Source organism: Halomonas sp. PA16-9 (assembly GCF_009728585.1).
GTDB classification, from domain to species: Bacteria; Pseudomonadota; Gammaproteobacteria; order Pseudomonadales; family Halomonadaceae; genus Vreelandella; species Vreelandella titanicae.
This window is the reverse complement of sequence record NZ_CP040451.1, coordinates 1,298,031-1,318,039: the sequence shown is the minus strand read 5'-3', so window position 1 is coordinate 1,318,039 and position 20,009 is coordinate 1,298,031. Positions and strand designations below refer to the sequence as shown.

Genomic DNA, 20,009 nt, shown 5'->3' with positions numbered 1-20,009 from the left:
CGGTCTAGTCCTCCCTGGCAGCAATGGCGGGTTGGGCGTCAGCAGCCGGGGCGGCGGGCACCGTTTGGGGGCTCACTTCCATACCCGGCATGAAGACTTTTTGCACCCCGTTGACGATCACCCGGTCGCCGGCAGCAAGCCCTTCGCTGATGACCGTGCGTTCATCCACCCGGCGCCCTGTGTCGACCTGGCGACGCTGGGCGAGGTTGTTCTCATCCACCACGTAGACGTAGCGGCGATCCTGGTCGGTCAGGACCGCCTTGCCATCCACCAGCAACGCTTGGTCCAACCGCGCGACCGGCATTTCGACCCGCGCAAACTCCCGGGCCGAATGCGGCCATCCGGGTTGTCCAGCACTGCCCTGAATTGCAGGGTACCGGTGTTGGGGTTCAAGCGGTTGTCGATAAAGTCCAGGGTGCCTTTGTACTGGCGCTGCGGGTCGCCGCCCAGCTCGATATTCAGGCTGTTCGACGCGTCACCGGTGAGAAGTGTCTGGCTGGCAAACGCGGCCTGCTCGTCGGCCTCAAAGTAGACGTGGATCGGATCAATGGTGACCAGCGTGGTCAACAGACTCTGGTCGGCGTTGGCTAAGTTACCGCGAGTGACCATCGCCCGACCGACGCGGCCACTGACCGGTGCTGTAATGCGGGTGTATTCAAGGTCAAGCTCGGCGGTCTGCAACGCTGCCTCAGCAGCATCGACCATGGCACGCGAATTACTCAGGGCCGATTGACGCTGGTCATGCACTTCCTGGGAAATGGCCTGACGCCCCAGCAACACCCGGGCGCGTTCAGCTTCACTGCCAGCCTGAACCTGCTGGCTCCTGGCCTGGGCAAGATCCGCTTGGGCGGCGTTAACACGGGCCTGGTATGGGCGTGGATCGATCAAGAACAGCAGATCTCCCTGCTCTACCAGCTCTCCCTCCTCGAAAGCGACTTCCTGGATATAGCCGCTGACTCGCGACCTTAATTCAACCGTTTCAGCCGCTTCCACCCGCCCGGTGAATGACTCACTCAACACCACTGGCTGAGCGGTCACTTCTGCCACCTCGACTTCTGGGGGTGGCGGGGGCGATGCAGAAGCCGCCTCCTCACTCTTGGCTTCGCAGCCGGTAAGCAAGGCCATCAGCAGCAGGAACAGGAATATCGCCCGGCTGCTTGCAAAGCGGGTTCTTAGAGACAGACTTCCCATGATTACTTGCTCCAGTGGCTATCGGACGCCGATAGCAGCATTCGTTATATAACGCCTCACCGCGCTGGCGGTTGGCATTTAATTAGTCGGTTCAGCACGATCCATTTCGACATTGCCCTACGGCTTCCACCGTGAGGGGGAGTCTCAGACCGGTAGCGTTCTTGAAAGACGCTCTGGTCATACGGAGGACAGGCAAGCCCGCAGCACCAAGCTGCGGGCTTAGCGCCCATCAGACGCTACCTACAATAGGCGGTACGAGCGCGAGGGAGGTATCGTGTTCCTGCGGAAAGCTTGCCTGTTTCTGTCACGGGCAGAGAGCGGCCCAATAAGCAGGCCCAATCAAACAAACGAACGATTTTCGGACTTGCACAGCATGACGGTCAGGTGACAGCTGATGCGGGTTGTCGATTTCTACGGGGTACTTGCCTGATCCTGCAGAATCAAATGAAAAAGCCTACGATTTATAAATCGAAGGCATATACTGCGAACTAATAGGGAGGAAAGCCATTGACCACTATCTTGCCTGAGCAGATTGTCCAGCTCAGCGACAACCTGTCGCAACAGTTAATCAGCGTTGCCCGTCGCTGGAGCCCACTTGAAGAGCTTCAGGATACGGCGATTGCCGAAGTGCAACTGGTGCGCGCTGACGCCCCTACCAGCTTTCACTGTGCGGTATACGAGCCGTGCCTGTGTTTTGTCATTCAAGGCAGCAAGACCGTGCTACTAGGTGACAAGGAGATCGTCTACACCGGGCCCAGCTACATGGGTAGCGCCGTTTACCTACCGGTGGTAGGCAGGATTGACCATGCCACCCCGGAAAAGCCCTACTTGGCGGTAAAAGTCTCGGTGGATCCCCAGGAGGTAGCAGGACTGATACTGGAACTGGGCGACACAGCGCCGCCCGCGGGAAATGATACTATCTGCTCCGAGACGGACTGCGGATTAAAATCGGCCCCCATGGATGCACGCATGCAGGGTGCACTTTATCGATTGTTGAGCCTGCTCGACTCCCCGGAAGACATCAAGGTGCTTTCCCCCTTGGCCCGTCGGGAGTTGATCTATCGGGCACTCATGGGTGCCATGGGGCCTCACATGCGCCGGTTTGCCGCCTCCGACTCCCAGGCCAACCGGATTGCGCGGGTCATCTATGCGCTTAAAGAGCGCTACACGCAACCGCTCAAGATCCGTGAACTGGCAGCAACCGCCAACATGAGTGAATCGACGCTTTACCATAGCTTCCGGCAAGTCACACGCATGTCGCCCCTGCAGTACCAGAAGAAACTTCGCCTGCACGAGGCCCGACGACTCATGCTGGCCGAAGGGCTCGAGGCGGCTACCGCCAGCTACCGGGTAGGTTATGAAAGCCCTTCCCACTTTAGCCGCGAATACAGCCGCATGTTCGGTGCGCCACCCCGAGCTGATGTTATTCAACTGCGGGCAGCGGGAACAGCACCGCAGACTGCATGACTTCCAGTGTGATCGGCTTCTGGTTTTCCCGATGATTCTGATAACGGCTATTTAGTCTTTTATAACTTCAAGCCACTTAATATTGAATTATTGCAACTAAATTACCAGCAACAATAACGCTATAGATGACTATAAACCCTTAACCTTAAAAGCACATCACAATGTCATTAAACATGACAAACACAATAGGTTCACATCTTTCGCACAAGCCGCAAAAAGTATATTAAAAGCAAACAAAATCAGCTAACACACACATTGTTAGCCAAGGCTATATTAGTTCACTATTACAAACTTAATTTTTAAGACTCTGTCTTGTTTGTTTAATAAATCGTGGTAGGATTCATCGCTATTGAATACCCGACTTTTACACTCAAGCATAGTATTACTACTCTGCCACTGGGTAAATGTGCGCGGTACTTTTCCAGCGAGCGAGTTCACACTCCATGACACCGATTACCCTGCTGTTTCTGGCCGTATCCATGTCGGCGGATGCCTTCGCCGCCTCCATCAGCAAAGGCGCCGAGCTGCAAAAGCCACGGTATCGTCACGCCATCGGGATTGGCCTGGTCTTTGGTGTGATCGAAGCCATTACCCCGGTACTCGGCTGGGTAGCGGGCAAGGCATCTCAGCAGTATGTGCAAGCCTGGGATCACTGGGTGGCCTTTACCCTGCTGACGCTTATCGGCCTTCACATGATGCATGCCGGGCTCAAAAAGGAAGACAAGATAGAGCATCGCAAACAGACGCTCTGGTTATTGGTGTTGACCGCCACAGCAACCAGCATTGATGCCATGGCTGTGGGCGCCAGCCTCGCCTTTATCGATGCCAATATCATCGCCATCAGCCTAGCTATCGGCCTCGCTACTACGGTAATGGCCTCTATAGGCACTTTTCTGGGCAATAAGCTTGGCAAGTTCGTCGGTCACTGGGCAGAACTTATCGGCGGTATTGTGCTAATCGGAATTGGCTTAGCAGTATTGGCCGAGCACACAGCTTTTTTTAATGCTTAACCAGCAATTTATAACCTTGACCTCTTTTAAACCTGAAAGTCCTTCTTAAGCGATTGAGCTTTTACACATGAAGCTGTCGTAAAAGAAAAGCTTGAGAAAAATCTATTTACTTAACTAAAGACTAAAGCTGCGGTAGCTGGTCAGCCAAGTGGCATAATTTATCCGGATTACGCACAACGTAAAGTGCCTGGATACGACTATCCACGACCTCCAGAGTCATGACCTGAGGTAGCCCATCGTGTTCGATCGTTAACCACCCCGGAAGCCCATTGACAATTACATGACTTACCCAGCAAGGGTTGGATGACGTCGACTTGTGGGCCAAGCCTGCAAAGAACCGGCTTATTTTATCTGCGCCGATAATGAGTCTGCGTACAGCAACTCTCTTGCCGCCTCCATCGGCATGCAGCGTCGCGCTGGCGCTCAACAAAGCCTTCAATTCGGTGACGTCGCCACTGCGTGCTGCTTCAAAGAAGCGTTGGGTCAGTTGGCTGTGCTCTCCAGCCGCCACCTGATAGCGCGGGCGTGCGGCCCGCACCTTTTTGCGAGCCCGGCTGGCAAGTTGGCGACAGCTTGTTTCACTACGTTCGAGGCTGATGGCGACCTGACCAAAATCCAGCCCGAACACATCGTGCAGTAGGAAAGCAGCCCGTTCCAAAGGCGACAGCCGCTCCAGCGCCAGCATCAGGGCGAAAGAGACATCGCTGGCTAGCGCCTCGGGGTCTACCGGAGTATCCAGCGTTTCCACCAGCGGTTCAGGCAACCAGGGGCCCACATAAACCTCCCGTTGCCGATGAGCTACCCTAAGGCGGTCAAGACAAAGCCGGCTGGTGACAGTGGTCAGGTAGGCACGCACATCGTTCACCGAAAGGTGGTCAGCATCATGCCAGCGCAGGTAGGCATCCTGTACCACATCCTCCGCTTCGCTCACCGAACCCAGCATTCGATAGGCGATACCGGTCAGATAACGGCGCCAGTGATTAAACTGGCGCGCGAATTGTTCCGTCATGGTGCCTGACTCCCGTTACTCAAGAACGGCGGTCGCGTCAACTTCAAACAACATACCATCCAGCGCTAACCGCGGTACCGGCACAAGTGTTTGCGCAGGCAGCGCATCGCCAAAGGTCTCCTTCACATAGCGGGTCATAACCTCCAACATCGAAGGATCATAATTGACGACATAGGTGTTAATACGAGTAACCTGTTACGGGCTCGCATCAAGTTCTTGCAACACAGTTCTAAGGTTGCGATAAGCTTGGGCAACTTGATCCGCAAACGACTCAGGCAGTACTCCCTGGGCATTTTCGCCTCCCTGACCGGCAATGTAGGCAACCCGGCTGCCTCCGCTGGCAACCACCGCGTGGCTATAGCCGTTAGGTGCAGGATCATAAAGTTCATCAGAATTGACGATGGTTGTTGTCACTCCACCTGCGTGAGCTGTGTTCAGCGCCATAGCGATAATTCCCCATTTAAAGCGTTTTATGATGCAACAAAACATACCACTAACCCTCAGCTCTGATTACTGACGGCTTTGGGTTTCATTCGGATGAAGCGAACGAAACCCCACACTAATGCGGTTCCAGACGTTAATCGCTCCAATCAGTAAGGTAAGGTCAACGAACTCTTTCTCGGTAAAATTCGCCACGCCCTGCTCGTAATCCTTCGTAGGAGCGCCTGTGTCGGGTAGCTTTGTCAATGCCTCGGTCCAGGCCAACGCCGCCCGTTCCCGTGGCGTATAGAGAGTGGACTCGCGCCAGGCAGACAGCAGGTAAAGGCGTGCCTCGCTCTCACCCGCTGCGCGGGCATCGCTGGTGTGCATATGCAGGCAAAATGCACAGCCATTGATCTGAGAGGCGCGTGTTTTAACTAGCTCAATCAGACTAAACTCCAGTCCACAGTGGCGAACGTACTCCTCTAGCTTAGTCATCGCGGTAATGCCCTCTTGAGAGGCTTTAAAGGCGTTCAGGCGTGTTTCCATTGTCTTGCTCCTCTGTTTTATATGGAGTGGAAAGCTATCCACCGGTCGTTCTACAGAGGTAGACGGAACAGCCTTAATGTTTGTGACATGGTGAGAAATAATTTAGAAAATAAAACGCCTGGGAGACGAGGAGTACGCCAAAGCATTGGCTAGTGGCCAGGGCATTTCGGATACTTATCGCTATCTCCCCTACCCTGTGGGCCACTCAATCACTCTCTTTTCCAACGGCTTTCACATGCCGTAGAGTAACGGCTGATATCAACGCAAGCGCCAAAAGGGTGGCGCCACTTACTACGGCGGCCATATTCATACCTTGCGTAAACGCAGACTGGGCTTGTTCAAGTATCCCATCGGGAAGTCGTTCAGCAACTGACGTTGTTGCCCACAAGCTTTCTCCAAGGGCACGGGAGATATCGTCTGGCATCCCGTTAGGGATCGCACTGGCAATCTGCACGCGATACAACAGGGTCGCCATGCTGCCGAGAAGTGCTACGCCTAGTGCCACCCCCAACTCTTGAACCATCTCGGACATCGACGATGCAGACCCGGTTTTTTCCGGAGGTGCAGACCCTACCACCAAGTCTGTGCCCAGCGCGGCGATGGTACCCAGCCCCAGGTATACCAGTGAAAATCCGATTACGACCTGGAGTACCTGAACGGAGAGTGGGTCTACTTGAGCCAGAAAACCACAACCGATGCTTGAAAGCATAAACGCTAAAGCAATAACAAACGCTGGCCGAATTCGGCGCGCAAAGATAGGGGCAAGGATACCGGCTAGTACCATCATCAGCGCTGGCGGCCCCATCCACAACCCAGCAATCAGCGGCGTGTAGCCCGCCACTAGCTGAAGATATTGGGTAACTAAGAGCATCATTCCCGCCACGCCCACCAGCCCTATCAGGAGTATAAAAAGGGCGGCAGTGAAGGTTTTACTGGCAAACAGTTTGAGATCAAGCAGTGGATCGAGAAGCTGCTTTTGGCGACGCACAAAGAACAGTGTTCCCACTACGCCTAGTGCGAGAGTAACCAATACCAGTGGCGTCAATCCTGCTTTAGAGAACTCCTTTATGGCATAGATACTTGGCAAAATTGCTATCAACAGCAACAGAACACTCAAAAGATCCAGACGGCCTGCCTGTGGGTTACGGTACTCCGGCAGGAGTAATGGGGCAGTTAACAACAGTATGATGACGATGGGCACGGCAATTAGGAAAGCGGCTCCCCACCAAAAGGGTGCTAACAGCAACCCACCGACCACCGGGCCTAACGCCATACCCAGTGCGAACATGGTTGCCCATATACCGATCGCCAGTGCCCGCTGGTGCAAATCAAAAAACATATTGCTAATCAGGGCCAACGTAGAAGGCATCAGGGTTGCTCCGGCAATACCCAGTGCTGCCCGCGCCACAATGAGCCACTCGGCATTGGATGCATAAGCTGCAAACACCGACGCGACCGCAAACGCAGAGGCTCCCATCATCAGTAGCCGACGCCGGCCAATCCGATCCCCTAGCGTGCCCATAGTGATCAGAAAACCGGCGATCATGAAGCCGTAGGCGTCCATAATCCACAGCGCCTGGGTACTGCTTGGCTGTAGCTCTACCGCCAGGGCTGGAAGCGCCAAGTAGAGAATAGTTACATCGAGCCCAAGCAGCATGGTGGGCAGTGCCAATACCGCAAGCCCCGCCCACTCTTTAAGGCCAGCCTTGTTATAAGGCCGTCCTCCTGCAACCGTATAGAGAGGGGTGTGAACATCACAATTGAATGACATGTAGCCTCCGACTTCATCATGGAAGCAGGCATTCTCAGACACTCAATATGGGGTTACAATATAGCCAATTATCCTATTACCAAAGGTAATAGCATGTCGAATCATAGGCTTGAACGAACACAGAGTGATCTCACCGAATTCATGCTGCGGCATCGTCGCAAATTGACGCCCGCGGACGTTGGACTTCCCACCAGCGGGCGAAGGCGTACACCGGGCCTAAGGCGAGAAGAGGTTGCGGCGCTTGCTGGGGTAGGACTGACTTGGTACACGTGGTTTGAGCAGGGCCGTGACATTAAGGTCTCCGAACGCTTCCTGCTCAATATCTCCCGTGCCCTGAAACTGGATGATGCCGAGTGCTGTCATCTTTTTCTGTTGGCACACCGCCGAGCGCCGCCAGCAGAAGCGTATCAAGAGCAGAGCATATCTCCCCGGATACGATCGCTGATGGATGATCTCTCTCGCCCTAGCTACGTCATGAACCTGCGCTGGGATGTTATTGGCTGGAATGCGCAGGCCGATAAGCTACTTCAGTTCAGCAGCCGAGAGGCGTCTGAACGCAACCTGCTAAGGATGGTATTTACCGCCCCCGATCTACGCCGACGACTTCCTGACTGGCAACTGGATGCCTCGCATATGCTGGCGCAGTTTCGTTGTGACTTAGCTGTCGCCCCTGAAGACCCGATCATGCAAACGCTGATCGACGAGCTTTGTCAGTTATCTCCAGACTTTCGGCGCTGGTGGGAAGCTTCAAGTATGGAAGGCTACCATCGAGGAATCAGCAGCCTCCTCGATACAGAGGGCGGGCATCATACTTATACCCATGAGACGCTAATCGTTGATGAGCACCGTCATCTCAAGATGGTTGTTTACTTCGACAGCTAAATCGTTCCTATGCCATCTTCTTTCACGGAATATTGAAGAGAAGACTCAACCGTCACACGGTCTCTGCTTCACGTGCCTCACTCGGCGGGTGTCCAATAATGCGTTTGAACGCGCGACTGAATGAGGCTTCAGAGTCATAGCCAAGCCGGTTCGCGGCCACGGCGATGCGCATATTGTCCCGCGCTATCCACTGTCGAGCCTGAAACATCTTTACCCGCGCCACATACTTGGCGGGAGTCACCCCTAACATCCGGCTGAACTTATCGTTAAAGCTTGAGCGCGAAGCTCCCATGACATCCGCTAACTCGGCGACTGACCAATCGCGCTCCGGCTGCGTATGGATGGCTACCAGCACCTTGCCGAGTGTGGGCAGCGCACGGCTGCAATCCAGCCGCTAGAGTCGCTGCAGGCACACTCAATCCAAGCACGAATAATAGTGGCGGCCAGCACATCGGCCAAACGGGCAAGTATGCCGCAGGCACCGATTCGATCCAGGCTAATTTCTCGCTCCATTGCCTCCAATAAGGCAGGTACCGAGGGATCACGTTTAGCCAAATCGCTAGCGCGCATCATGTCAGGCATTATCGCAATCAGAGGGTGTAGCGGGTCGAGATTGAAGTGCATGGCGCCACAAAAAAGCACATCCGGCTCAATATCACTCTCTTTTGACTCACTGTTCACCAGATAAATATTCTCGGAGACCGGCCTACGAGCCAACGTAGCCTTATCCACTGCAGGCACGTCCTGCGAGCTGGCCATTACGTAGGACGCTCCACGCGGAAAGAGCACCGCATCGCCAGCGTTCAGGTATGTCCACTCGGTTGTCTCGGTACGCAACCAACACCCGCCTTGAGCCACAAAAAGAAAAAGTGCTGCTGGCTGGGCAGAGGTTGCGACGGCCCAAGGGGCGCGCAGCAGGCAGCGCCCATACTCCACGCCCTCAAGGCGCAGGCCGAGCAGAATTTCAGTTAAGGTGTCGCGCATATTAATGAACCCGGTTTGGACAAATAGTCATTCTTTACGGATTTTATATCATAGAAAAGCCAAACCCTTAATTTTACACTGCAGCTTCAACTAACACTTTAGTAGGCCTGCAATGAACGACACTACTTGCTCCGCTAGCCCGTCATTACTAACGGCAACACCCACCGCTGAACCTACCTCAGCCAATTGGATGGGCATTGTCAGCCTCGCGCTGGGGTTTTTGGTTTAGTGACTGCCGAATTTTTACCGGCCAGCCTGCTGACGGCCATGGCAGCGGATCTCAACATCTCCGTTGGCGCCGCGGGCCAAGCGGTCACGGCTACTGCTGCAGTAGCTGCGCTTGCCGCGCTAACAATCCCACTTCTGACCCACAATTTTGATCGCAGGTTTGTGCTGCTTTTTTTAACGCTGCTGCTTGTCGTTTCCAACGCTTTGGCGGCAACGGCGAATAGCTTTTTTGTTTTAATTTTTGCTCGAGTACTGCTGGGAATTGCCTTGGGAGGGTTCTGGTCGATGGCCGCTGCCCTGGCAATGCGCATGGTGCCCGACAATCTGTTTGCACGCGCCATGTCTATTGTTTTGACCGGCGTGTCTGTCGCTACCGTTTGTGCAGCACCTTTGGGCGCCTATATCGGTGGTCTCTGGGGGTGGCGAAGTGCGTTTATTGCCGCTGGTTTCCTTAGTCTAATAACGCTCGTGACTCAGCTTTTCACCATTCCCGCTATGCCGCCAAAAGACAACCCAAGCCTGCGCATTCTCTTCCAACTGCTTAAACGCACGCAGGTTCGCGTTGTGCTGTTAGCCGTAGTGCTGATGATTTCAGGCCATTTTGCCGGATTTACCTACATACGACCGCTCCTTGAAGAGGTGGCGCAATTATCCGTCAGTGCAATCTCTGCGGTACTGCTCGGCTTTGGTATTGGTGGTTTTTTTGGCAATTTCGCCGGTGCATTTATCGCGGAGCGTAGCGAGCGCAACGCCATTATGTTTGGTGGGGCACTCATTATTGCGATCACCATTACGCTACTGTTCGCGGGTAGTTTGGCCAGCGTTACTGCCGTGTCTATCGCACTGTGGGGGTTTGCTTTCGGCGCTTTTCCCATCGGATTTCAAACCTGGATAGTTCGTGCCGCGCCGGATCAAGTTGAAGCTGCAGGGGGCTTGATAGTTGCCGCCTTTCAGGTTGCTATCGCCAGTGGCGCTATAGGCGGCGGCATACTAGTGGATTACCTCGGCGCGCTGGGTGGGCCCCTATTAGCCCTGATCACTACCAGCCTGGGAACCCTGCTTGTGCTGTCATTTGGGCCACGCTCACAAGGCCCGGCCTGATAGCAAGAGAGCCGGGAGTAGTGAGACTTCCCGGCTCCTCAGTTGACTAGACCACCCAGCGGAAATGCGGTGATTCAAGCGTTACATGCCTCTTGCAGTTCCCGTTACCCACTGTTCATCACCGTTCAATATCGCACAGGAAACTCTCCAGAATGGCACGGCTTTGGGCCAGTTTGGCTGCTTTCTGGTCGGCAAACTCAATTTGTTCGTGCAAGACATTGCGTAGTTCGTCACAGGGCTCGAAGACTGGGCCCTCCCCTCTCACACACGGTAGGAATTGCTTGATGGTTGCCAGAGTCATGCCTGCTGAACCGAGCAGTTTGATCCGCTCGACAGTGCGAATCTCACCCTGCCCGTAATGACGGTACCCATTGGTGGCGCGCGTTGGCTTAAGCAAACCTTCCGCTTCATAGTAGCGCAGCATGCGAATGCTTACTCCGGTGCGTTTTGCCAGCTCGCCTATTTTCATTTCACTCTATTGACTCTTACAGCGCTGTTAGGGTTTAGGGTAGTGATTCTTCACTGCAAGTTCAATCAGGAGTCACTGCTATGTCCACTAACGCCAGCAATTTTCAGGCCCATATTAATGGGCAGCCAGCCACTCTTTCAGAGCTGATACCCCTGGCCTTTGCAGGGTTTGCCCATTTCACGGCCATGCAGGTACGAGATCGAGAGATCAAAGGGCTAGATCTTCATCTTGCCCGTCTGCAGAAAGCGTCAAAAGAGTTTTTTGGAAAGATGCTTCCCGAAGAGCAGCTAATCTCCTACATCAGAACAGCTATTGATGAAGGCCCGAAAGACCAGTCATTAACGGTTACTCTCTTCTCCAGCCACGGTGAATTCACCGCGGCCAGCATGGATGCAGAGCCAGACGTGCTCGTCCGTAGCAGCGCACCGGCTAATGGCCCTAAAGGGCCGTTGAGGCTGAGTAGGGTAGATCACGAGCGACCTCTGGCTTCTATCAAGCACGTTGGTGAGGCGGGCAAAACCTACTATCTACATCAAGCTCTGCGCCAGGGCTTCGACGATGCAGCCTTTGTCGACCGCCATGGGCGATTGAGCGAGGCAACCATCTGGAACCTTGCCTTCTGGGACGGTGAGACGGTGATCTGGCCACAGGCAACGATATTGCAGGGCACCATGATGGGTATTGTTCAACGCCAACTGAACCGCCTCGGTATTGCCCAGCGCCACGAGGAGATCACCATTGAGCGTCTTCAGGAACTGCCCGGTGCCGCGGTGATGAATTCATGGACACCTGGGATCGCAGTCACTGCCATTGCTACCACTGCTTTTGCAGAAATAACCCGTTCATCAGTCTGCTTCATAAAGCCTACCAAGCTGAGCCCAACAGTGTGTTGTAGGGGGTCTTTCCATATAGCGCGGAATCTGAGACAACACCATCGATTTTCCAGCGTTGTCTCAGCAAGCTCTTCGGCAAAGTGCATTGCACATTGCCCCCCGCCACCACAAGAGTGAACACGGCCTTTCCGTTCAAACGTTGCAATCAACAGACCAGTTGCTCGCTCAATGCTGGTAAGCGCACCTTTATTTAACAAAAGGCTTTCAAGGGCCTGCATGTAGGCTCGCTTGTATGTGTTGAATTGCCATGCCTTACTCACTCTTATAAGGGTAGATTTAGCAAACACAATGTGAAATTTAATTAACTTTAGACTTAAGCCAATCGACAAAGGTCTGCATTTTGGCGCTATGCTGCCAACTTTGGGTCGGGATGTAGTAACACAGCATTGAATCAACGCCTTGATACGACATTGGCTGCAATGTGTTAGCTTTCACAAAGTCAGAAACCAGAGTCTCTGAACAAAACACCAGCCCTTTCCCAGCAATAGCTTCATACACGCCATAGAGCTCCTGATCAAAATATCTTATTTCAAAGTTTGGAAGAGACTCCCCATTTTCCATTAACCAGCTTTCCCAAGGTGAATCCGGTAATTTACTATTCTTCCATTTAGTCAGGTAGACAATAGGAGGCTTATCCGCTGTGATAGAGTTGATAAAAGAAGAGCCTCCATACACGTTAAAACGTTCTTTTTTCAATAAGCTTGACTCATCAACACGGGTTACGTCTCCCAAACGGATAGAGAGGGCATTAATTTTAGATGCCACCACTTCACCTGTTGATATTTCAACATCAATATTTTGATAGATTTTATTGAAATCATGTAATAACGGAATTAACACCAGGGCAGCAAAGGATGAAGTGGTATCAACATTCAGTCGTGATGCCCCTGACTTTATATTATCTAGCGCAGTCTGAATTTTCTGCAGACCTGCTGTTGTTGCCTCAGCGAGCTGGTGCCCCTCTGAAGTTAATATCACTTTTCGGTTTTTTCGGTTAAACAGCCGCACTCCCAACCTACTCTCAAGGTTGCTGATGTGGTGCGACACACCTGCTGGCGTTATCGACAGCTCCTCAGCGGCATCTTTAAAGCTCCCCAGTCGAGCTGCTGCTTCAAACACCTTAATCGCTTGCAATGAAGCCTTCACCGCCAGCCTCCCATTTTGGACTCAAACTCGTTTCTCAATAGGTAAGTTTTACTCATCTATCGAGCCAGTTTATTCATTTGCCGCAGTATTGGCAAAAAGGCAGCATAGCCACTCCACATCACTATCCGTCGAGCCCACTATGCACACATTACTTCATATAGACGCCAGCGTACGCAAGACGTCCAACCCAAACCCCGACCACAACTCAATATCAAAGCGCATTGCTATGCAGTTTGTTGATAAATGGAGGTCTGCTAAAAGTACAGATAATTACATTTATCGTGATATTGGCTTAAATCCACCAGCTTTCATTGACCAAGACTGGATAGGCGCTGTGTTTACTCCGGATGACCGAAAAAGTTCTGAGCAACGCGAAAAACTGGCTTTATCAGATCAGCTATTTAACGAGTTATCTCAAGCGGATGTCATTTTAATATCTTCACCTATGTACAACTACGGCATGCCCGCCCCTCTTAAAGCATGGTTCGATCAGGTAATGCGTATAAATAAAACATTTAGCTTTGACTTGGCTCGTGGCGACCATCCTATAGAGCCACTTTTGTCTGGAAAAACACTTATTTTAGTGACCTCATGCGGAGAATTTGGGTTTGGGCCAGGAGGTGAACGTGAGCATATGAATCACCTCGGGCCACACATTAAAACATTGGGCAGATACTTGGGTGTCGAGTCATTTTATGAAATAACGTCAGAGTACCAAGAATTTGGGGACGAAAGGCATCAGGAATCAGTTGCTAATGCGCTTAAAAATGCAGGATTACTAGCGACTGATTTGGCTAGCAAAGCATAAATCCTTAAGCAGTAGTAGGGCAGTGCAATATGCGCTGCCCTGCTTAAAAGCTATTAATCTTGAACAGTAATACAGAAACTGCAACGCTAACCTGCCGTTTTAGGTGGGCTAAACGCTTTACTGTAATAGCCAGATGGATCGAAGCAGCAAACGCGGCGCTTTCCAGAAGCAAGCATGTCGCAAGCATCGAGAATCCGCTTCGCTCGAGTCTTGGACTGCTTGGCGGACGTAATCCAATGAATCCAGTCCAGGCGAGCAATCGTCGTGGTATCGCTCCAAACGGCTTGAGCTTCTGGAGACTCTGCAAGGGCATCCTGCAAATCAGCGGGCACCTCGGGTTCAGGCTCCTGCTCTACGGGCGTAATCTCAAAGGTGACATCGTCGCCACTGTTAACGCCTGCCGATTCAAGCAGCTCTTTACTTACCCGCAACCAATGGCTCAATTGGCCGTCCGGTTCAAGAGTAGCCTGGAAGGCATAAGTATTGAGAGTGCCCTCTACCGTTGTCCTGCCTCGCCGTGGGAGCTTCTCACTCACGCTTTTGGGCAGCACGACAAAAGCCCATGAATTATCGCTATCCTGCTTGGCGGGCCGAAGAAGCGTTGCTTTAAACTGAGATGTCATAGCTCTTTGTATCCTATTTTTAGTGTGGCAGTTAACAGTACTCCAATCAAAAGGGGCAGCCCCTCCTTCAGAACGGGCTGCCTGTGGCATGCTGCTGCATAGCTCAAGGCCCCTAATCCTGATTATAGTCAGAGTGAGGCCCTATATTCAGACGCGATTTATTGATACTCCACCATCTGCCAATAGTGCCGTTCCGGTCGTAAAGCTGGATGCATCTGAAGCCAGGTAGAGTGCGGATTGAGCAATCTCTTCAGGCTTTGCCGTCCGCTTCATTGCATGTAGGTTGGCTACGAACGCTAATGCTTCGGGAGTGTTGGCAAACTCCCTGGCTGCAGCAGTATCCGTGCCTCCCGGTAGTAGCGCATTCACTCGAATGTTATCAGAGCCATATTCACAAGCGAGTACTTGCGTCAGCCCGATTAATCCCGCTTTACTGGCCGCATAAGCAGCCATGCCTGGCATTCCAGCGCTATAGCCAACAAATGTTGAAGTGAAAATTAACGAACCACCGCCACTCGTTAGCATGGCCGGCAGTTGATACTTAGCTGCCAGAAAAGCGCTCGTTAAATTGGTCGTGATCACCTGATTCCAATCGGCCAACGACATCTCGGGCACCGGCCCCATCGCACCTAAAATGCCTGCGTTGTTAAATGCCGCGTCCAATTGACCAAACCTCGCGAGCGTCTCGTCAACGAGCTTTCTGGCGAAATCCTCATCACCTACGTCGCCAGCAACCGCTAACGCTTGGCCACCCTCCTCTTTTATAGCGTCGACCAACGCATCCAGCTCTGCCTCTCTTCTGGCAGCTACCACTACAGTAGCCCCCTCCTTAGCGAAAAGTCGGGCAGTCGCATAACCGATGCCTGCGCTGGCACCAGTAACAATGGCGACTTTATTTTCGAGTACTTTCATCTTTGTGACCTCCATCACTGTTCAAAAGAAGGAACAACCCTCCACCAACAGCGAAGATCATAAGAGGTCGTTTACCCAGCGCCGACCCGAAACTTGCTATATTACGCGGGTACGCAGATGCTGATTACATCAGAGTCCTGTTATGGCGCAGCGAGCCGTTGCTTATACTGCTCCGGAATAAGTCCACGATGTAACTAAAAGGTGTCGGCTTATATGGGTCATTACAACGAAAATTTGGACGGATGTTTAGTCTATTCTACTCTTTGATAGAGATATAATTACCTATTTACTTTTCTTGACTCTGGCCTTACCCTTCAGGCGTTTCGCCCGCAATGCAGTTTCATAAGCACGATCGGCCCATTCCCTGGCATGAACTGGATTTTCAAAGATTTCCTCGGGTGCAGCGTAATAAGCCATTTTCACCCTTTTACCCCTCTTCTCGTATTCAAACTGCTCCATGCCCAATTCGATAAAGGAGCCTACCGAACTTTCATCCGCTTTGAGGTAAAGAACATCATCGGCGACGAGCGCAAACATAAGACCATCGCGATAAACGCCATATCCTCCAAACATGCGCTTAGTTTCTATTGCACCAAATAGCGCAAATACGTCGCTGAGGTTTGCGATAAATTCGCTGGTAGCTTTCATTACCCTAAAATCCGATTTCAGCCGCACTGCATAGCAGCATTGTATGGAATATTAAGACTGGAATGGACTGACTTCGCTTTAAACGAAAGTTGAGTCAAAATCATTCCAGCTCAGCAAGCCGAGCTATTACTAGATCTCTTAATAATTTTTCATCAACTTTCCAGTCACTAGGAATTTGAAATAATTTTTTCTTAACAACGTATTTCTAAGCCTGAGTGAAATCCAGAATTTCCTTTACCAATTCATCAGGCGTCTCTTCAATAATCAAGTGTCCGGCATCCTCAATATAGTCATAAGACCTGGCAAGTTCCCAATCACTCATGAGCCACGCCTGTTACCAGCGTGGACATATAGCTTCCCCGGTTCTGAATATAGGCCAACAGGCGCTCAGGGTAGTCAACGGTGACAGCCTGCCGGATAGACTCGCGAGATCGCAGATGGCCTTGCCAGCGCTGAACGTTCCCCGCTTCCCGAGACAAATCCAGCCCTATTACCGAATCAAATACGTCAAAATACCTGAAAATCGGGCCATAAACGGCATCGATGATCCGAAAGTTATGTCCGGAAAAATAGGGGCCATTGCCCAGCCGTTCATCCAGTTGTAAAAGCCGCTTCCGTAACATCGCGAGCGCGGCACTGAACCTCTCCTGTGTCGGGGCGTTATAGAGTTGAGCGATGCTGCTCAGCAGGCCGGATCCGAATTCGATCCAGGCGCGATGATCGGCACGCTCCAATGGATCTTCCGGATGCAGTGAGCCCGGAGTAACCTCATTCAGGTATTCGCAGATCACAGCAGACTCGAACAAGGACTGCCGTGCTCCGACCACCAGTACCGGCACCTTGCCCAGCGGGGAAATTTGCCGGAACCAATCCGGCTTGTCGGCCAGGTCGATGTCCGTGCGACGGTAAGGAATTTGTTTCTCATGCAGCACAATGACCGAGCGTTGTACGTAGGGGCAAAGTACATGGGTGATGAGTTCGAATTCTGGGCTCATTGGTGAGGCTCCTTGTGGTGAACAAAAGATTGTCGGGCGTTGAGCGCATATTGTCCGTCGCCCAGACACAGCTGAACCACGGCCATGGCGGTCAGAAACAACGGGTACTCCCAGCCACCTCCGGTATTGGTAAAAAGCCAGCCATTGCCGGCATGTACCCAGGTAGCGCCCAACAAGACGGGTATTACCGCTAATGCCCATACCCGGCTGTGCCAGCCTGCGATGAGGCCTGTTCCGGCCAGGACTTCGATCAGGAATACCCCGTACGCCAGCAGGCCAGGCAGGCCGACACTGTCAAAGAATTCGGCGGTACCGGGCAGAGTGAAGACCACCATTTTCAGATAGAGGCTGTGAGCCAGAAGCACCAACCCGAGTGATAGTCGCAGTATCAGGGCGGCCAGTTGGGGGGTTAATCTGTCTAACATCTGCGTTCTCCTTGGCATTGGTTTCGGGTTCAATATCGCTCTTGCATCTGGCGAATGGAATTCGCGATACCAGCAAGTTAAAATTGCATTTTTGCAAACACTGGGAAAAACCCTGATGGACTGGAATGCACTGAAGATATTTCTCGCCATCGAACAGGCGGGGTCTCTGGCTGGCGCGGCTCGGGCGCTGGGTGTGAACCATTCGACCGTGTTTCGCCGGTTGAACACCCTCGAGAAGGATCTGGGCTCCCGTCTGTTCGAACGCCAGTCCGGCGGCTATGCGCTGACACCTCTGGGGGAGGAGCTGAGAGATATCGCCAATCGCGTCGATGGCGCCTTCAACGATATGGAGCGTCACATTGCGGGTCGCGACGTGCAGCCGAAAGGTAAAGTACGGATCACCGCGCCCAACAATCTCGCGTACAGGTACCTGCCGGATTATCTAGCCGACTTCAATCGGAGCTATCCGGATATCAAGGTCGAATTGTTGGTCAGTAATCTCGAGGTCAATATGAACAGTCGGCAAGCGGACATTGCAGTTCGCGTTACCGATGCTCCGCCAGAGCATCTAGTTGGCCGACAAGTGCGGTCTATAGGTTGGAGTGTTTACGGCAGTGCGGCCTACAGGGAAAAATACGGCTTTCCGGACGACTTGGACGCTTTACAGCATCATCGCCTAATCGGTGCCAGCGGTGGTATGCAGCACTTACCGGCTTTCGTCTGGGTGGAACGCAATTTGGCGCAGTGTGTGTCGGCGCGCAGCGACGATCTGGTGGCTATGTCTTCACTAGCCCAGAGTGGCCACGGCTTGGCCCTGTTGCCGAACGATCAGCAGAGACCAGAACTGGAAGCCCTGTTCGCTTTACCGCCAGGAAAGACATCGAACCTGTGGCTGCTAACTCACCCGGATCTGCGCCAGGTGGAACGCATCAAGCTGGTGATGCGCCACCTGGCAGACGACTTTGCCGGAGACCATCGTCTGTAATCTCACGGAAAAGTGAAGAGGGCCGAAGCGGCGTTGGGCAGGATGACGCCGGGGATCGATATTGATAGCCTTGAAATCGAGGTTGCGGGCTACCTTCTCAAGGGTAGAGGCCATACAGGCACCAATACCGTGGCGCCGGTACTGCGGTGCGACCATACCCCCACTTACCCACGGCGAAAGATGTCTGTGTGTTGTGATGGACTCTGACTTAAGCGCTACAACACCGCAAGGTTCCGAGCCGACAAATGCCACGAGGCCGACAGGCAATTGATTGCGGTTTGAATACGCCATAAGATCTCGGCGCGCATTACCGGGGCTACCTACGCCATAATATCCGGGCCATTCTGTTTGGAGCAGCCGCTCAAGGGCGAGCCCCATTGTTAATTGCTTTTGCTCTCAACGTGCTTCTTAACATTGTTAAGAATACCGAGCCAACCCTGCTTTTGCAGATCCGCTGAATATTCATCTTCAACTTCAAACGTTTCTATGAGCTAAACGCCATGCTGTGTTTCTATAAATTGCACCTCAATCGCTCGGCCATCTTCAAGCCTATAGTGAATCGATTTATAAGGGGGTTATTCTATGAATCCAGGCTTACAGGCCTACATCAAGCTCCAAAATGCATCGACCAGCGGGTTTTTTAAGTTTTTCTTTAACGTAAACAAGCCAATATCGTAGGGTTCCAGCTCAGGCTTCACATCAAGCACCCGAATACGATCCTTCAATGGGCTGTTATCAAGCACAATTTTTGGCACTACGCCAATGCCGAATCCCAAGCTCACCATACTTACAATCGCCTCATTGCCCGTGACCTGTGCATAAATGCGCGGGGCAATATCGCGTTGGCGAAACCATTCGTCCACACGAGTTCTTGAGACACCGCTTTCAGATAAAATCATCGGGATATTCGCCCACTCTCCGGGTGCGGTTGGCGAGGTCGTGGGAATATTTGGCACTTGCTGCTCAAGTGGTGCGATAAATAACAAAGGCGATGTGGCAATGGGCTTGAATGCTAACCCGCGAGGTAAGTTTGCGGGGCGTGCCGCGATGCTGAGGTCTTCTTTACCGTCCAGAACATGCGCAATCGCGTGTTCTGGATCCCCCGTGCGCAGCTTTATTTCAATCGCAGGATAGGCGATACGAAAGCGACGCAGCAGCTCGTACAGAAAACTGTAGCTCGCGGTGACTGAACCGTACAAGCTGATTTCACCGCTTAATTGATCAGAGTTGTCAGTTAACTCATGGCGGATCAAGTTCCACTGGCTGCTGGTATCGCGCGCGTATTTAAGAAATTTCTGGCCTTCCTGGGTCAATGCCACGGTTCGATTGTCGCGATTAAACAGCGGTACACCCAGCTCGTCTTCTAAATGACGAATGTTGCGCGACAGCGCAGAAATGCTGATATGACATTCATCGCTGGCGCGTCCGAAATGCAGCGTTTCTGCCAGGACAAGGAATTGTTTTAAAAGTTTAATATTCATAATAAGACCGAC

Annotated in this window: 23 protein-coding genes and 1 pseudogene; 7 read left to right on the top strand and 17 right to left on the bottom strand. The window is 52.5% G+C overall.

All coding sequences use genetic code 11. The features are described from left to right. Window positions 1–4: 4 nt before the first annotated feature. Window positions 5–1,191: pseudogene (locus tag FDY98_RS06020) on the bottom strand (efflux RND transporter periplasmic adaptor subunit). A 507-nt stretch (window positions 1,192–1,698) separates the two neighbouring features. Here FDY98_RS06020 and FDY98_RS06015 point away from each other — a divergent pair. Then, a complete protein-coding gene (locus tag FDY98_RS06015; protein ID WP_022520552.1) occupies window positions 1,699–2,658 on the top strand; it encodes an AraC family transcriptional regulator in 960 nt (319 codons plus the stop codon). 443 nt (window positions 2,659–3,101) lie between these two features. Continuing rightward, the gene (locus tag FDY98_RS06010) at window positions 3,102–3,668 is read left to right on the top strand and encodes a manganese efflux pump MntP (protein ID WP_027959815.1); all 567 of its coding nucleotides are present in this window, start codon (window positions 3,102–3,104) and stop codon (window positions 3,666–3,668) included. Between the two features lie 121 nt (window positions 3,669–3,789). Here the strand turns inward: FDY98_RS06010 and FDY98_RS06005 are convergent, their stop codons facing one another. The 5 genes from FDY98_RS06005 to FDY98_RS05990 all read right to left on the bottom strand — a co-directional run bounded on the left by FDY98_RS06005 (window position 3,790) and on the right by FDY98_RS05990 (window position 7,417). After that, a complete protein-coding gene (locus tag FDY98_RS06005) occupies window positions 3,790–4,677 on the bottom strand; it encodes a sigma-70 family RNA polymerase sigma factor (protein WP_027959816.1) in 888 nt (295 codons plus the stop codon). A gap of 15 nt (window positions 4,678–4,692) precedes the next feature. Continuing rightward, on the bottom strand, window positions 4,693–4,827 hold the full coding sequence (locus FDY98_RS27210; protein ID WP_269318618.1) for a hypothetical protein: 135 nt from the start codon (window positions 4,825–4,827) through the stop codon (window positions 4,693–4,695). Between the two features lie 45 nt (window positions 4,828–4,872). Continuing rightward, complete coding sequence (locus FDY98_RS26040; protein ID WP_196518170.1) at window positions 4,873–5,121, bottom strand: Rid family hydrolase; 249 nt, start codon at window positions 5,119–5,121, stop codon at window positions 4,873–4,875. 66 nt (window positions 5,122–5,187) lie between these two features. After that, window positions 5,188–5,646, bottom strand: a complete 459-nt coding sequence (locus tag FDY98_RS05995) for a carboxymuconolactone decarboxylase family protein (protein ID WP_027959817.1) — start codon at window positions 5,644–5,646, stop codon at window positions 5,188–5,190. Window positions 5,647–5,851: 205 nt separating this feature from the next. Continuing rightward, a complete protein-coding gene (locus FDY98_RS05990) occupies window positions 5,852–7,417 on the bottom strand; it encodes an MFS transporter (protein WP_081742629.1) in 1,566 nt (521 codons plus the stop codon). A gap of 93 nt (window positions 7,418–7,510) precedes the next feature. Between FDY98_RS05990 and FDY98_RS05985 the strand changes: the two genes are divergently transcribed. After that, window positions 7,511–8,299, top strand: coding sequence for a helix-turn-helix transcriptional regulator (locus tag FDY98_RS05985; RefSeq protein WP_022520558.1), 789 nt, complete (start codon window positions 7,511–7,513; stop codon window positions 8,297–8,299). Between the two features lie 52 nt (window positions 8,300–8,351). Here FDY98_RS05985 and FDY98_RS26035 read toward each other — a convergent pair whose 3' ends face one another. Together FDY98_RS26035 and FDY98_RS05980 are read right to left on the bottom strand one after the other, a co-directional pair. Continuing rightward, entirely contained in the window at window positions 8,352–8,654 is a 303-nt protein-coding gene (locus FDY98_RS26035; protein ID WP_196518168.1) for a helix-turn-helix domain-containing protein, read from the bottom strand. Beyond that, entirely contained in the window at window positions 8,645–9,283 is a 639-nt protein-coding gene (locus FDY98_RS05980) for a cupin domain-containing protein (protein ID WP_196518167.1), read from the bottom strand. The genes FDY98_RS26035 and FDY98_RS05980 overlap by 10 nt, the downstream gene beginning before the upstream one ends. 228 nt (window positions 9,284–9,511) lie before the next feature. Between FDY98_RS05980 and FDY98_RS05975 the strand changes: the two genes are divergently transcribed. Further along, complete coding sequence (locus FDY98_RS05975; protein ID WP_196518166.1) at window positions 9,512–10,612, top strand: MFS transporter; 1,101 nt, start codon at window positions 9,512–9,514, stop codon at window positions 10,610–10,612. Window positions 10,613–10,730: 118 nt separating this feature from the next. Here FDY98_RS05975 and FDY98_RS05970 read toward each other — a convergent pair whose 3' ends face one another. Further along, window positions 10,731–11,036, bottom strand: a complete 306-nt coding sequence (locus FDY98_RS05970) for a MerR family transcriptional regulator (protein ID WP_340146787.1) — start codon at window positions 11,034–11,036, stop codon at window positions 10,731–10,733. A gap of 125 nt (window positions 11,037–11,161) precedes the next feature. On the opposite strand from FDY98_RS05970, the gene FDY98_RS05965 reads away from it, so the two are divergent. Next, window positions 11,162–12,091 carry an aminotransferase class IV family protein gene (locus tag FDY98_RS05965; protein WP_340146786.1) on the top strand — a complete coding sequence of 310 codons (930 nt, stop codon included), beginning with the start codon at window positions 11,162–11,164 and terminating at the stop codon, window positions 12,089–12,091. A gap of 180 nt (window positions 12,092–12,271) precedes the next feature. Here FDY98_RS05965 and FDY98_RS05960 read toward each other — a convergent pair whose 3' ends face one another. After that, the gene (locus FDY98_RS05960; RefSeq protein WP_027959820.1) at window positions 12,272–13,120 is read right to left on the bottom strand and encodes a LysR family transcriptional regulator; all 849 of its coding nucleotides are present in this window, start codon (window positions 13,118–13,120) and stop codon (window positions 12,272–12,274) included. A gap of 226 nt (window positions 13,121–13,346) precedes the next feature. On the opposite strand from FDY98_RS05960, the gene FDY98_RS05955 reads away from it, so the two are divergent. Beyond that, entirely contained in the window at window positions 13,347–13,928 is a 582-nt protein-coding gene (locus FDY98_RS05955; protein WP_340146785.1) for an FMN-dependent NADH-azoreductase, read from the top strand. Between the two features lie 86 nt (window positions 13,929–14,014). Here the strand turns inward: FDY98_RS05955 and FDY98_RS05950 are convergent, their stop codons facing one another. From FDY98_RS05950 to FDY98_RS05930, 5 genes are all read right to left on the bottom strand, one after another. Further along, window positions 14,015–14,551 (bottom strand): YdeI/OmpD-associated family protein, encoded by a 537-nt coding sequence (locus FDY98_RS05950; RefSeq protein ID WP_027959822.1) that lies wholly within the window; start codon window positions 14,549–14,551, stop codon window positions 14,015–14,017. A gap of 147 nt (window positions 14,552–14,698) precedes the next feature. Beyond that, window positions 14,699–15,463 (bottom strand): SDR family oxidoreductase, encoded by a 765-nt coding sequence (locus tag FDY98_RS05945; protein WP_027959823.1) that lies wholly within the window; start codon window positions 15,461–15,463, stop codon window positions 14,699–14,701. Between the two features lie 282 nt (window positions 15,464–15,745). Beyond that, on the bottom strand, window positions 15,746–16,111 hold the full coding sequence (locus tag FDY98_RS05940) for a TfoX/Sxy family protein (protein ID WP_027959824.1): 366 nt from the start codon (window positions 16,109–16,111) through the stop codon (window positions 15,746–15,748). A 314-nt stretch (window positions 16,112–16,425) separates the two neighbouring features. Continuing rightward, the gene (locus FDY98_RS05935) at window positions 16,426–17,106 is read right to left on the bottom strand and encodes a glutathione S-transferase family protein (protein WP_027959825.1); all 681 of its coding nucleotides are present in this window, start codon (window positions 17,104–17,106) and stop codon (window positions 16,426–16,428) included. After that, the gene (locus FDY98_RS05930) at window positions 17,103–17,531 is read right to left on the bottom strand and encodes a DoxX family protein (protein WP_035538570.1); all 429 of its coding nucleotides are present in this window, start codon (window positions 17,529–17,531) and stop codon (window positions 17,103–17,105) included. The genes FDY98_RS05935 and FDY98_RS05930 overlap by 4 nt, the downstream gene beginning before the upstream one ends. A gap of 115 nt (window positions 17,532–17,646) precedes the next feature. On the opposite strand from FDY98_RS05930, the gene FDY98_RS05925 reads away from it, so the two are divergent. After that, window positions 17,647–18,516, top strand: a complete 870-nt coding sequence (locus FDY98_RS05925) for a LysR family transcriptional regulator (protein WP_035538572.1) — start codon at window positions 17,647–17,649, stop codon at window positions 18,514–18,516. Here FDY98_RS05925 and FDY98_RS29355 read toward each other — a convergent pair. Both FDY98_RS29355 and ilvY read right to left on the bottom strand, forming a co-directional pair. Continuing rightward, window positions 18,427–18,894, bottom strand: coding sequence for a GNAT family N-acetyltransferase (locus tag FDY98_RS29355; RefSeq protein ID WP_442905397.1), 468 nt, complete (start codon window positions 18,892–18,894; stop codon window positions 18,427–18,429). The genes FDY98_RS05925 and FDY98_RS29355 overlap by 90 nt on opposite strands. Before the next feature lie 224 nt (window positions 18,895–19,118). After that, a complete protein-coding gene (gene ilvY / locus FDY98_RS05920; protein WP_027959827.1) occupies window positions 19,119–19,997 on the bottom strand; it encodes an HTH-type transcriptional activator IlvY in 879 nt (292 codons plus the stop codon). Window positions 19,998–20,009: the final 12 nt, after the last annotated feature.

Bases quoted from the DNA above. Each gene is read 5' to 3' on its own strand.
- FDY98_RS05965 (WP_340146786.1), top strand. From the start codon at position 11,162: ATGTCCACTAACGCCAGCAATTTTCAGGCCCATATTAATGGGCAGCCA.
- FDY98_RS05995 (WP_027959817.1), bottom strand. From the start codon at position 5,646: ATGGAAACACGCCTGAACGCCTTTAAAGCCTCTCAAGAGGGCATTACC.
- FDY98_RS05925 (WP_035538572.1), top strand. From the start codon at position 17,647: ATGGACTGGAATGCACTGAAGATATTTCTCGCCATCGAACAGGCGGGG.
- FDY98_RS05990 (WP_081742629.1), bottom strand. From the start codon at position 7,417: ATGTCATTCAATTGTGATGTTCACACCCCTCTCTATACGGTTGCAGGA.
- FDY98_RS05945 (WP_027959823.1), bottom strand. From the start codon at position 15,463: ATGAAAGTACTCGAAAATAAAGTCGCCATTGTTACTGGTGCCAGCGCA.
- FDY98_RS06010 (WP_027959815.1), top strand. From the start codon at position 3,102: ATGACACCGATTACCCTGCTGTTTCTGGCCGTATCCATGTCGGCGGAT.
- FDY98_RS05930 (WP_035538570.1), bottom strand. From the start codon at position 17,531: ATGTTAGACAGATTAACCCCCCAACTGGCCGCCCTGATACTGCGACTA.
- FDY98_RS05940 (WP_027959824.1), bottom strand. From the start codon at position 16,111: ATGAAAGCTACCAGCGAATTTATCGCAAACCTCAGCGACGTATTTGCG.
- FDY98_RS05950 (WP_027959822.1), bottom strand. From the start codon at position 14,551: ATGACATCTCAGTTTAAAGCAACGCTTCTTCGGCCCGCCAAGCAGGAT.
- FDY98_RS26040 (WP_196518170.1), bottom strand. From the start codon at position 5,121: ATGGCGCTGAACACAGCTCACGCAGGTGGAGTGACAACAACCATCGTC.
- FDY98_RS29355 (WP_442905397.1), bottom strand. From the start codon at position 18,894: ATGGGGCTCGCCCTTGAGCGGCTGCTCCAAACAGAATGGCCCGGATAT.
- FDY98_RS05955 (WP_340146785.1), top strand. From the start codon at position 13,347: ATGCAGTTTGTTGATAAATGGAGGTCTGCTAAAAGTACAGATAATTAC.
- FDY98_RS05970 (WP_340146787.1), bottom strand. From the start codon at position 11,036: ATGCTGCGCTACTATGAAGCGGAAGGTTTGCTTAAGCCAACGCGCGCC.
- FDY98_RS05935 (WP_027959825.1), bottom strand. From the start codon at position 17,106: ATGAGCCCAGAATTCGAACTCATCACCCATGTACTTTGCCCCTACGTA.
- FDY98_RS06005 (WP_027959816.1), bottom strand. From the start codon at position 4,677: ATGACGGAACAATTCGCGCGCCAGTTTAATCACTGGCGCCGTTATCTG.
- ilvY (WP_027959827.1), bottom strand. From the start codon at position 19,997: ATGAATATTAAACTTTTAAAACAATTCCTTGTCCTGGCAGAAACGCTG.
- FDY98_RS05985 (WP_022520558.1), top strand. From the start codon at position 7,511: ATGTCGAATCATAGGCTTGAACGAACACAGAGTGATCTCACCGAATTC.
- FDY98_RS27210 (WP_269318618.1), bottom strand. From the start codon at position 4,827: ATGTTGGAGGTTATGACCCGCTATGTGAAGGAGACCTTTGGCGATGCG.
- FDY98_RS05980 (WP_196518167.1), bottom strand. From the start codon at position 9,283: ATGCGCGACACCTTAACTGAAATTCTGCTCGGCCTGCGCCTTGAGGGC.